Source organism: Nocardia sp. CA-128927 (assembly GCF_050955855.1).
GTDB lineage: Bacteria > Actinomycetota > Actinomycetes > Mycobacteriales > Mycobacteriaceae > Nocardia.
On the sequence record NZ_CP192087.1, the window covers coordinates 666,316 to 678,401 of the forward strand.

A 12,086-nucleotide genomic window follows, 5' to 3' on the forward strand; every position below is an offset into this window, starting at 1 on the left:
CCCCCGAGCAGTATTCGGAATGATAACTTGCGGCTTGAGAGCGATCACCCGAATTCGACAACGATGCGACGGGGGACGACCAGCACATGCAGATCAAGGCCACAGTGGTGGCGGATGCTTCGGCGAAAACCGAAACCTCCGGCACGGAGACAGCCGCGCAGAAGCCGACCAAGCACTCGGCGGTCGCGCAAGGTACTCAGAAACAGCAGACAGTTGTCGCGCAATCACCGCGTACCCGATCGGGAGCCGAGGCGACAACGCCCGCTCAAGATAGTCCGCTAGGCGCGAACGACCAAATCCCGTCCGAGAAGGACACGGCGCGCGGCCCGGCCGCGACCATCGCGGCGAGCGTGCGCGACGGTTCGCTCACCGCGACGGAGGTGGTGGAAACCACCCTGGCGCGGATCGTCGCCGAGCACCGGAACACCAATGCCTTCAGCGTTATTCGCACCGAGAAGGCCCGGTCCGAGGCGGCCTCGCTGGAGCAGCGCGCCGATCTCGACGTGCTCCCGCTGGCCGGGGTGCCGATCGCGATCAAGCACAACATCGCGGTGGCTGGCGAGACCATGCGTTCGGGCTCGGCGGCCACCGATGCTCGTCCGGTCGCCGACGACCATTCGGTGGTGCGCAGGCTGCGGGCCGCCGGTGCCGTGATCGTCGGACTTACCACCGTGCCGGAGCTCGGACTGTGGGGCACCACCGATACCCCGGAACGGATCACCGGCAATCCGTGGAATGTCGCGCGCAGCGCGGGCGGCTCGTCCGGCGGTTCGGCCGCGGCGGTCGCCGCCGGGCTGGTGCCGATCGCGCACGGCAACGACGGACTCGGTTCGATCCGCATTCCCGCGGCCTGCTGCGGGGTGTTCGGCATCAAGCCGGGCCGCTACACGGTGCCCGCGGAGATCGGCGTGGACGCGTGGGCCGGCATGTTCGAAAACGGTGTGCTCGCAACGACAGTCGGCGACGCGGCGCTCGCGCTGTCGGTGCTCGCCGCGCGACCGGACCTAGCCGAGGTGGAGCCGCCCGGCCGACTACGCATCGGTCTAGCCGTGGCTCCGCCGTATCGCTGCTTTCCGGTCGACCGGCACTGGACCAACGCCGCCCGCACCGCGGCCTCGGTCGCCGCGGCGGCCGGCCATCTGGTCGAGCCGACCGCGTTGCCCTACGGCGACGCGATGTTGTCGATCTTCTTGCGCTGGTTGGCCGTTGGTTCCCGGGACGCCGCCGCGCTACCCCATCCCGACCGACTACAACCGCGCACCCGCCGCCACCTCGCGCTCGGCCGCCTGGTGCAGCGACTACGCCTGGTTCGACCGGGTCAGGTCGACCGGGTCGAGGCGCGACTGCTCGAGTACTTCGAACGCTACGACGTGGTGATCACGCCCACGCTCGCCTGCCCGCCGCCCAAGGCGCGGGCCTGGCACAGCCGTGGCTGGCTGGCCAATGTGCTTGCCACCGCACGGTTTTCCCCGTTCACCCCGCTGTGGAACCTGGTCGGCTGGCCCGCCGCGTCCATTCCGATGGGCATGCATCCCGATGTCGGGACGCCGGTCGGCGCTCAGCTGGCCGGTCCGCCGGGGAGCGAATCCACTCTGCTGCGGTTGTCCGCGCAACTGGAAACGCTGCACCCCTGGCGGCGCACCATCAACTGATCAGGCGCTGATGGCGGGTTGCGGCTGCTGTTCGGAGAATCCGCCGTTCACTGCGCGCCCGGCGAATTCGAGGATGGTCGGGCGGGTGTCGTCGGCCCGCCACGCGACGGCCAGTTCGCACGGTGCGAGGCCGGCCACCGGTCGCGCGGTGAGGCCGGGCCAGCGGTACATCGGCACGTTGTTCTCGGCGAGCAGGCAGACGCCGAGGCCGAGGCTCACGGCCTCCAGCTTGTCCTCGGGGGTCGCCGCCTCGGCGCCGATCTTCGGCTGACGTCCGTTGCGCGCGTCGTTGCCGAGCCAGAAGTCGCGCACCGCACCGGCTTCGGTGGGCAGCGCGATGAACGGCTCGTCGAGCAGGTCGGTGAACTCGATGATTTCCCGATCGGCCAGCGGGTGGTTCTCCGGGAGGAGCACCCAGCGCGGCTCGGTGCGCAGCACCTGCCAGCGGTAGCGGTTCGGGTCGGGCAGCGGCAGCCACACCAGCGACAGGTCCGCCTGCCGACCGGACAGCCCGCTGGACGGGTCGGTCCACGAGGCCGCGTGCAGCGCTAGTCGATGGCCGCTGGCGCTCTCCAGGTCGTTCAGCAGGCCGCGGCCGAGCGCGGACTGGATGCCGACGCGCAGCACCTCACCCGCCTCCTGCAGCGAGACGTTGGTGACTTCCCACAGCTCCAGGATCTTGCGAGCGCCTTCCAGGAGTTCCTTGCCTGCGACGGTCAGGGCGACGCTGCGCTGGTTGCGGTCGAACAGGACCACGTCGAGCTGGCGTTCCAGCTGCCGGATCTGACGCGACAGGGTGGGTTGAGCGATGTGCAGCCGCTGAGCGGCGTTGGTGAAGTGCAGTTCCTCAGCGACGGCGACGAAATACCGCAGGTCGCGCAAATGCGGGTCCATAGCCCCTTGCTATCAGAATCAGTCCTGAATTTCCAGCCTTATCAGGCCAGAAAGTTCGGATACGGGTATCAAAACATTCGACAGGTTTGTTAGAGACAGCATATTGCTTGTGATGGTGGGGCGCACCATCGACTCCGCGAATCTTCGGCATGCGACCGCCGAACCGGCCGCTTCGGCACAGTTGGGCGTGTGACCAGCAAGGATGATTGCTCGTCGCGCGCTGCGAGAGCTGGAACTGGCGGTCTGTGCGATTGCCGTTCGTCAGCTGGACACCCCCTTATGGTCGACGTGCGGTCATTTGCCCCTCTATAGTGATTTTCGTCACAATTTGGTTTGTATTGTCGATCGGATCGCCTCCCGAGCCCCTCCCGGACACGCAAAAAGGCGCTGCGGCCGCGATGTTTCCGCGATCGCAGCGCCGCTGCGAGATGCCGATCTATACGCTGCGCGCTCGGTCCTCGTACGCCTTGCGCTTGTCCGCGTCGACGTCGTCGAGGAACGCGTGGCCCGCACCGAGCGCCCGGCCGATGCCGTCGCCGATCGCCGCCGGCAGCAGCCCGACCAACTGCGAGACGATGCCCGCCACCGCGGTCACCCGGACCTTCGACTTCGGCGCGACGATCAGCCCGACGATCGCGTCGGCGATCTCCTCCGGCTCGGCCGGCCGCAACAGCTTCGGCGCGGTGACGCCCGCGCCGAGCTCGGTGTTGGTCAGCGTCGGCAGCACCGAGGAGAACCGCACGCCGGAATCCCGGTACTCCTCGCGCAGCGTGTCGGTGAACCCGAGCACCGCGTGCTTGCTCGCGTTGTAGGTGGCCAGGCCGGGGATGTGCGTCTCGCCCGCGAGCGAGGCGATGTTGATGACATGCCCGCGCTTGCGCGGCAGCATCCGGGCCAGACCCAGCTTGGAGCCGAGGATTACGCCGTAGACATTGATGTCCAGGATGCGGCGGGTGATCTGATCCGGCTCGTCGACCAGCTTGCCGGTCGGCATGATGCCCGCGTTGTTGATCAACACGTCGATCGGGCCGACGCTGCGCTCGACCTCGCCCAGGAAACTCTCGAACGAGGCGGGATCGGTGACGTCGAGCCTGCCGTACAGGTCGAAGTCGCGGGCGGTGCCGGACTCCTTGACGGTGGCCTCGTCGATATCGCCGATCGCTATCTTGGCGCCGAGCGTCTGCAGCGCGGTGGCGGTGGCCAGCCCGATGCCGCGGGCGCCGCCGGTGATGACGACGACCTTGCCGCGAATCTTCGAAGTGTCCGTCATGACTGCGCCTCGCTGGCGCTCGGCTCCGTCACGACGGGGCGTGCTGTGTCTTCGGTTCGCTGGCTCACTTGTTGTCTCCCTTGAGTTTCAGCACGGCGGGCAGGTCGATGCGGCGCAGGCCGCGGGCACCGGCGGCGCGCATGGCGCCGAGCGCGAAGAGCAGCTTCGGCATCGAGTACGGGTACCAGAACAGTTCTTTGTCCTGGGTCGGCAGCATCGGCGCGGTGATCGCCTGCTGACGGCAGTACTTGCGGACGCCGTTGGCGCCGCCCCAGCGCGCGCCGAGGCCGGACTGGCCCCAGCCGCCCATCGGCAGCGCGAAGTTGAACAGGTTGCTGAAGACGTCGTTGATGTTCACCGCGCCCGCGTTGAGCTGCCTGCCGATTCGCTCGCCGCGCTCCTTGTCGCCGGTCCACACCGACGCGGACAGCCCGTAGATCGAATCATTGGCCAGCCGAACGGCTTCCGCCTCGTCGGCCACCTTCATCACCGGCAGGGTCGGCCCGAAGGTCTCCTCGGTGATGCAGGACATGGTGTGGTCGACATCGACGAGCACGGTCGGCTCGAACGCGGTGCCGAACCCGGCCCGCTTGCCGCCGGTGAGCACCCGTGCCCCGGCCGCGACGGCCTCGTCGACGTGGCGTTGCACGATGTTCGTCTGGTTCTCGTTGGCCAGCGCGCCGACATCGTGCTTGGACTCGCGCCCGTCGATGCCCTGCCGCAGCGCCTTGACGTTCGCGGTCAGCTTGGCCACGAACTCGTCGTAGACCGGCGCCTCGACGTACACCCGCTCCACCGAGATACACACCTGGCCGGAGTTGAACATGCCACCGAACGCGATGCCGTGCGCGGCCCGATCGATGTCGGCGTCGGCCAGCACGATGGCCGGATCCTTGCCGCCGAGTTCCAGGCTGTACGGGACCATCCGCTCGGCACAGGCCACCGCGATCTTGCGACCGGTCGCGGTCGAGCCGGTGAACTGGACGTAGTCGGCGTTGCCGACGACGGCGCCGCCGGTCGCGCCCGCGCCGGTGACCACGGCGAAGATCGGTGGGGCGCCGATTTCGGCCCAGCCCCTTGCCATTTCGAGCGCGGACAGCGGGGTCACCTCGGACGGCTTGAGGATCACGGCGGCGCCCGCGGCCAGCGCGGGGAACACATCGAGCGCGGGCATCGCGAGCGGGAAGTTCCACGGGGTGATCACGCCGACGACCGGGTACGGCTTGTACACGGTGGTCAGCTTCTTGACCCGGGCCAGCGGGCTGTGCGGCGACGGATGGTCGTCGGCCAGGAACTTGGCGGCGCGGCGCGCGTAGTAGCCGACCAGGTCGGTTGCGAAGGCCGGATCGATCAGTGAGTCGACGCGCGGCTTGCCCGTTTCGGACTGCACCACATCCGCGAGGGTGTCGGTGTTGTCGATCAGCCAGTCCTGGAACTTCAGCAGCCATTCCTTGCGGCCGTTCGGGCCGATGGCCTCCCACTCCGGCTGGAACAGCCGCAGCTCGCGCACCTTGGCCGCGACCTCGTCCGCGCTCACCACGGGCACCGTCCCGACGAGCTCGCCGGTGCCGGGATTGCGCACCTCGATGACGGCGTCGGCAACAGGCTCCGGGCGCACCGGCTCCGCGGCCTCGGTCGCCGGGGTGGCCACCTTCTTCGCGGCCGTCTTCCGTGCTGGTGCCTTCTTTGCCGCGGCGGGCGCTGGGTCGGTATTGGTCACGCTGTTCTCCCACTGCGCTAATTGATGGCGTAGACGTTGACCACGCCGGAGGGCCGTCATCGCCGTGCAACGCAATGTATACGCGGAGGAATCAGGCCACTGAACTATGATGTTGACACAACATATGGCGAGATTCTTGGCTCGGTTTGTCAATGAATGCGGGCTTGTTTGTGCTCAGAGAACAAATTGGAGGAGATGTGACCGCCGCATCACCCGCGCGGATCGGGCCGAACAGCGAAGTCGTGCGCGACTGGCTGGCGGAGTACGTCTACGAGACGATGCGCACCGAGTCGATCGAGCACATCGTGCACCGGCTCGACAACGCGATCATCGCGCAGGTCCCGGAGCTCGCCGACCGTGACGTGCGCCGCGACCTCGCCGCGAGCACCCGCGCGCACGCCAGGGTCATGCTGAGCGGAATCACCAGCGACACTTTCGAATACGCGCTGCCCGAAGAGGCACACACCTTCGCGCGCACCATCGCCCGCCGCGGCTTCGAGCTGCGCATGCTGCTGCGGACCTACCACGTCGGCATGGAAGCCGTGCTCGACTACATGACCGAGACCATCGATGAGCGCCCGGCGCCGCAGGAGATCGAGCGGGCGGTGATGCTGCGGATGTTCGAGCGGGCGACGAAGTGGGTCAGCTTCTCGGTCGAATTGCTCACCGACACCTACATGGAGGAGCGCGAGCGCGTCCTGCGGGCCGCGCTCAACCGGCGCACCGAGACCATCCGCGCGTTGCTGGCCGGTGACGAGCTCGACCTGGATCAGGCCTCGGCCCGGCTCGGGTACCGGCTCAACCAGCGGCACATCGCCTTCGTGTTGTGGACCGACGAGAGCGAATCCGGCAGTGGCGACGGCGAAGTCGTCGGCCTGCTCGAGCGGGTCGCGACCCGGGTGGCGGCCGAGATCGGCAACGGCCGGGTGCTCACCGTCGCGTCCGGGTCCAGCGGCATGTGGGCGTGGGCTGGTCTGGATGAGCTACCCGACGCCGTCCGCATCGAGGAAGAGCCCGGCGCACTGGAATTGGTCGCCGCCGGGTTGGTCGAATCGCCGGTCCGGGTCGCCTTCGGGGTGCCCGCCGGGCAGGTCGCCGGATTCCGGCAGAGCCATCGCGAGGCGGTGGCGGCCAGACAGGTGGCCGAGCGCGGCCCGGCCACGGCGGCGCGGGTCATCGGTTATCGCGAGGTGGAGATCGCCTACCTGGCCGGTGCCGACGACGCGGCGATGCGTGGCCTGATCGGCCGGGAATTGCGCACGCTGTCCGGATCGGACCCGAACGCGGCGCGGCTGCGCGAGACGCTGCACGCCTATCTGGCGAGCCATCGCAGCCCGGAGGCCACGGCGAAACTGCTTGGGGTGCACAAGAACACGGTTCGCTACCGGATCCAGCGGATCGAGGAACTACTCGGTCATCCGATCGAGCAGCGCAGCTTGCCGTTGGCGGTCGCACTGGCCTGCGTCGCCGCCTACGGGGTAGACGCGCTGCCCTGAATCGGTGAGCGATCAGTCGGTCGTCGCTTCACCCGCGGCGACGCGGCGCAACGGCGGCTCCGTCGGCGCGGCGACCGGGCGATCGGGTAGGTCGGCCAGCAGCTGGGTGGTGGCCGCGGCAATGGCCGTGACGGCCTTGTCGACGGCGACCTTGGTCGTGGAGCTCAGGCCGGACACACCACCGACCGTGCGCACGTACTGCAGTGCGGCAGCATAGATTTCCTGCTCGGTAGGGGCAGGCTCCAGGCCGCGAAGGAGGGTGATGTTACTACTCATGCGAGCACAGTAGCTCTCGAGCACGGTATGCGGCAGGGCAAGAAACTACCGGGTGCGAAAATCGGTTCGCGCCGACGACACGCGTGCCGGGCCCGAGTAATCGAAGACGGGCGAGCAAACTCCGGCGCGCCAGCAAGGACACGCAGAATTCGTCCCGTTACACAGGCTCTTCCAAGATCTATGGTGAACAATCGGGAACATGCCTGCCCGCGGTGTACCCACGTTGACAACCTTCCCGTACGAGGAGCTGGATCAGCGCGAAGAGGACCACTGGTCCGGCGCCGCCGTCGCCGATGACGAATTGCGGGCGCTGGCCCTCGGCGCCTTCTACTCCGCACGCTGGGACGCCTTCCACGACGCGTTGCTGCTCGGCCCGGAGCGCGAGCATCCGCTCGGCGATCGCCGCGAGCTCGCCATCGACACGCTCACCGGCGCCTGGGGCATCACCGACGCGACCGAGGCGCAGGCCTCGATGGAGCAGTTGCTGGACGGCATGCACGCGCCGCTGTACGCGCTGGTGCATCCGTTGGTGATGGCCTCGATCAATGCCAGCGAGCGGGACCGGTTCGGCGAGCGCGCCGATCGGCACCGGGCGTTCCTGCGTCAGGTCGGCTCGTTCCGCGGCATGGACAACCCGGAGGCGCTGGTCCGCGACTACGACATCTGGTCCCAGGCCATCAAGATCGGCTTCACCGATCATCTCGCCCGCCCGCTGCCCAGCGACATCCACGCGTGGGATCTGGCCCGTGTTGTGGCCGTCGCGCGGATGGCCTTCACCGCCGGATATCTCGACGCCGATCTGGCCTGGGACTACCTGGCCCGGGCACTGCCCATCGCACAGGCCAAGTACCGCAACTGGCGCCAGTTCGGCGACGCCTACCTCACCGGCTGGACCTACTGGCAGGCGTGCGAAGACCTCGCCGAACTGAAGAACGGCGGCGTCGACCGCCGGATGGAACTGCTGCGCCTGTGGATGCGGCCGACCAGCCCGTGGCGGCGGATCAGTCTGACCGTGCCGCCGGTGGTGCAGTCCTGACGGGTTAGCCGCCGTCGGGCAGGGAGCGGAGGATGCCGCGGCCGTAGCGCTGGAACTGCGCGTCGTCCACCATGCCCAGCGAGTGCCGCTCGACGAGCAGCTCCCATTCCGAATACAGCTGGGCCACACCGGGATCGGCCGGGCCCGCGCCACCGTCCGCGGAATCGCGGCGGACCGCGAAGTTCACCGCCAGGGTGACGCGTTCGGTGTCGGCTCGGTCGCTGCCGGTGAAATGCAGGGTGATGTTGCCGTCGTGCACATCCATCCCGGTCTCGCCGCGGACCGCGCCGATCTCGCCCGCCACCACTGGCGTGCCGTCGGTATTGCGGGCCCACAGCACCGCCGGGATGGGCAGTTCGTGCGCGTAGCGGGTGCCGGTGCCGATCGAGATGAACAGCAGCCGTCCGGTGGTCGCGGCGAGCAGGCCGGGGCCGGTGCCCGCGGGCTTGTGCGCGGTGGCGATCGCGGTTTCCAGCACGTACTCGTCCGGCGTGACGTATCGATGCAGCGCGGCGATGGCCGTCTTGGCCTCGCGGTGCGGCGCCATCCGGCGCACGGCGCGGTCCACGTCGGCGCGGGTCGGGCCGGATTTGCCCCAGGTCGGGGCGGGCGGATTCAGGTCGGGGGCGGCCACGTCGATGCGCTGGGTGGCCAGGATCTGGCTGTTGATCCGGTCCACGATCTCGGTCGCCGCCGGCACGTCGTGCTCGGCGATGAGCACCGGCAGCGGAGTGCGGTCGGCGGGCACGCCGGTCAGCACGGGTGTCGGGTATCTCAGGTATATCTCGATGACAACGGCGTCGTCGGCGCGTCGATTCAAGCGGACCTTCAACAGATCCGAGACCGGTACGTCGAGCACCCGCTCGCCATCGGAGCCAGGGCGCAGCACGATCAATCGCCCGCGGCCGTGACGCACTATCGCTGTGGGTGTCCGTAGCTCAACTATGTCCATACCCCCTGCGCTCTGTTGGGTTTACGGTGCTCGCGGGGCCATTAGCTCGTTACGCAAGCTACCGCGTCGGTGCCCGTCGTTCGCACTGCGGTGTTGTGTCGTCGCTCACGATAGGCCGAACATGCCATGATTGTGACCAGTTGGAGTAACCCGGACCGGGGTCTTCGGGAACCACCGAGGTCCCTTGACCGTTTACCCCTTTAACTGCACCTGCAGCCGAACTGCGCGATGTATCGACTAGACCGTACGCGGTAACGTGGCATGTCCGCATCCGAACCCTCCCGGAGCCGGACGCGCCCGACGCATCGCTAGCACGAACCGGAGACACCGGAAAGGACTGGCCGGACCGGCCGACGCTCTATGAACCGCAAGACTGTGTTTCGCACCCTGGCCATAGTCTCGGGCATCTTGCTCGTGATCTATGCGTTCAGCTATTTCGGCAACGACACGCGCGGCTGGAAGAGCGTCGATACGTCCGTCGCATTGAGCCAGCTGAACGACAAGAGCAACGTCAAGAATGTTCAGATCGATGATCGTGAACAGCAACTGCGCATCGAGCTGAAGAACGGCAACGACGCGACCAGTGGCCAGAGCAAGATCATCGCCAAATACCCCGGCGGCAGCGCGAGTTCCGGACAGGTCTTCGACGCCGTGAAGAATTCCGGCGCCACCTATAACACCGTGGTCAAGCAGGACAGCTGGCTCACCCAGATCCTGCTGTTCGTGCTGCCGATGATCATCCTGCTCGGCCTGTTCGTCTTCGTCATGGCCCGCATGCAGGGTGGTGGTCGCGGCGGCATGATGGGCTTCGGCAAGTCGAAGGCCAAGCAGCTGTCCAAAGACATGCCCAAGACCACGTTCGGTGACGTGGCCGGTGCCGACGAGGCGGTCGAAGAGCTCTACGAGATCAAGGACTTCCTCCAGAACCCGGTCCGCTACCAGGCCCTCGGCGCCAAGATCCCGAAGGGCGTGCTGCTGTACGGCCCGCCCGGAACCGGTAAGACGCTGCTCGCGCGCGCCGTGGCCGGCGAGGCGGGCGTGCCGTTCTTCACCATCTCCGGTTCGGACTTCGTCGAGATGTTCGTCGGTGTCGGCGCGTCCCGCGTGCGTGACCTGTTCGAACAGGCCAAGCAGAACAGCCCGTGCATCATCTTCGTCGACGAGATCGACGCGGTCGGCCGCCAGCGCGGCGCCGGCCTCGGCGGCGGGCACGACGAACGTGAGCAGACGCTGAACCAGCTGCTCGTCGAGATGGACGGCTTCGGTGACCGCACCGGCGTCATCCTGATCGCGGCGACCAACCGCCCGGACATCCTCGACCCCGCGCTGCTGCGCCCCGGCCGGTTCGACCGGCAGATCCCGGTCGGCAACCCCGACCTGGCGGGTCGCCGCGCCATCCTGCGGGTGCACTCGCAGGGCAAGCCGATCTCGCCCGACGCCGACCTCGACGGTCTGGCCAAGCGCACCGTCGGCATGTCCGGCGCCGACCTGGCCAACGTGATCAACGAGGCCGCGCTGCTCACCGCCCGCGAGAACGGCGCCGTCATCACCGGCGACTCGCTCGAGGAATCGGTGGACCGCGTGGTCGGTGGCCCGCGCCGCAAGAGCCGGATCATCAGCGAGCACGAGAAGAAGATCACCGCGTACCACGAGGGCGGGCACACGCTGGCCGCCTGGGCGATGCCGGATATCGAGCCCGTCTACAAGGTGACCATCCTGGCCCGCGGCCGCACCGGCGGCCATGCCATGACGGTGCCCGAGGACGACAAGGGCCTGATGACCCGCTCGGAGATGATCGCCCGCCTGGTGATGGCGATGGGCGGCCGCGCGGCCGAGGAACTGGTGTTCCACGAGCCGACCACCGGCGCGTCCTCCGATATCGACCAGGCCACCAAGATCGCTCGCGCGATGGTGACCGAGTACGGCATGAGCTCGCGCCTCGGCGCGGTGCGCTACGGCCAGGAAGCGGGCGACCCGTTCCTCGGTCGCTCGATGGGCCAGAGCTCGGACTACTCGCACGAGGTCGCGGGCGCCATCGACGTGGAGGTGCGCAACCTGATCGAGGCCGCGCACACCGAGGCGTGGGCCATCCTCAACGAGTACCGCGACGTGCTCGACGTGCTGGCGACGGCGCTGCTGGAGAAGGAGACGTTGCACCGCAAGGAGCTCGAGACCCTGCTCGCCGCGGTGCAGAAGCGGCCGCGGATCACCGCGTTCAACGACTTCGGCGACCGCGTGCCCTCGACCAAGCCGCCGGTGAAGACCCCGGGCGAGCTGGCGCTGGAGCGCGGCGAGCCGTGGCCGCCGCCGGAGCAGATCCCGGCGCCGCTGCCCGCGGGCGTGGCCCGGGACAACCAGCCCGCCAACGGCTATCCGGACGAGGGTGCCTACACCGCGCAGCCGCAATACGGTTACCCGGCACCGCCCGCGTCCGGTTACCCGGCACCGCAGGGGCCCGCGCAGGGTGGCTACCCGCAACGCGGTGGCACGCACGGCTCGCGGCCGGACTATGGCGCGCCCGCCGGTTGGTCGGCCCCCGGCTGGCCGCCGCGGGACGAGCAGCAGCAGCCGGGCCAGCCGAGTGGCTGGACCGAGCCGCAGCAGCGCCAGGGTTACCAGCCGTCGTGGGGCCCGCAGGGCGCTCAGCCGGACGGTGGCTACGAGCGTGGCAACTACGGCGACCACCCCGGTTACGAAGAGCCGGGTCGCCCGAACCCGAACGGTGAGGGCGACAACGGCGAGTGGGATGGCCCGAACAACGGTCGGCACTGAAGTAGGGCGGCGCTCGCG

General features: G+C 68.4%; 9 protein-coding genes. 4 read left to right on the forward strand and 5 right to left on the reverse strand.

Annotated elements, in window-relative coordinates:
* Positions 1-86 precede the first annotated feature (86 nt).
* Positions 87-1,652: an amidase family protein gene (locus ACQPW1_RS03245; protein WP_433661296.1), complete on the forward strand. Its 1,566-nt coding sequence runs from the start codon at positions 87-89 to the stop codon at positions 1,650-1,652.
* Here the strand turns inward: ACQPW1_RS03245 and ACQPW1_RS03250 are convergent, their stop codons facing one another.
* The 3 genes from ACQPW1_RS03250 to ACQPW1_RS03260 all read right to left on the reverse strand — a co-directional run bounded on the left by ACQPW1_RS03250 (position 1,653) and on the right by ACQPW1_RS03260 (position 5,536).
* Positions 1,653-2,546, reverse strand: a complete 894-nt coding sequence (locus ACQPW1_RS03250; RefSeq protein WP_433661297.1) for a LysR family transcriptional regulator — start codon at positions 2,544-2,546, stop codon at positions 1,653-1,655.
* A 436-nt stretch (positions 2,547-2,982) separates the two neighbouring features.
* Positions 2,983-3,816 (reverse strand): SDR family oxidoreductase, encoded by an 834-nt coding sequence (locus tag ACQPW1_RS03255; protein ID WP_433661298.1) that lies wholly within the window; start codon positions 3,814-3,816, stop codon positions 2,983-2,985.
* Between the two features lie 64 nt (positions 3,817-3,880).
* Positions 3,881-5,536 carry an aldehyde dehydrogenase family protein gene (locus ACQPW1_RS03260; RefSeq protein WP_433661299.1) on the reverse strand — a complete coding sequence of 552 codons (1,656 nt, stop codon included), beginning with the start codon at positions 5,534-5,536 and terminating at the stop codon, positions 3,881-3,883.
* Positions 5,537-5,733: 197 nt separating this feature from the next.
* On the opposite strand from ACQPW1_RS03260, the gene ACQPW1_RS03265 reads away from it, so the two are divergent.
* Complete coding sequence (locus ACQPW1_RS03265) at positions 5,734-7,032, forward strand: PucR family transcriptional regulator (protein ID WP_433661300.1); 1,299 nt, start codon at positions 5,734-5,736, stop codon at positions 7,030-7,032.
* Between the two features lie 12 nt (positions 7,033-7,044).
* Here ACQPW1_RS03265 and ACQPW1_RS03270 read toward each other — a convergent pair whose 3' ends face one another.
* Positions 7,045-7,308, reverse strand: coding sequence for a DUF2277 family protein (locus ACQPW1_RS03270; RefSeq protein WP_433661301.1), 264 nt, complete (start codon positions 7,306-7,308; stop codon positions 7,045-7,047).
* A 199-nt stretch (positions 7,309-7,507) separates the two neighbouring features.
* Here ACQPW1_RS03270 and ACQPW1_RS03275 point away from each other — a divergent pair, with 199 nt between their 5' ends.
* Positions 7,508-8,344, forward strand: coding sequence for a DUF1266 domain-containing protein (locus tag ACQPW1_RS03275; protein WP_396964538.1), 837 nt, complete (start codon positions 7,508-7,510; stop codon positions 8,342-8,344).
* Positions 8,345-8,348: 4 nt separating this feature from the next.
* On the opposite strand, the gene ACQPW1_RS03280 is transcribed toward ACQPW1_RS03275, so the two are convergent.
* Entirely contained in the window at positions 8,349-9,296 is a 948-nt protein-coding gene (locus ACQPW1_RS03280) for a hypothetical protein (protein WP_433661302.1), read from the reverse strand.
* A gap of 360 nt (positions 9,297-9,656) precedes the next feature.
* Here ACQPW1_RS03280 and ftsH point away from each other — a divergent pair, with 360 nt between their 5' ends.
* On the forward strand, positions 9,657-12,068 hold the full coding sequence (ftsH, locus tag ACQPW1_RS03285) for an ATP-dependent zinc metalloprotease FtsH (RefSeq protein ID WP_433661303.1): 2,412 nt from the start codon (positions 9,657-9,659) through the stop codon (positions 12,066-12,068).
* Positions 12,069-12,086: the final 18 nt, after the last annotated feature.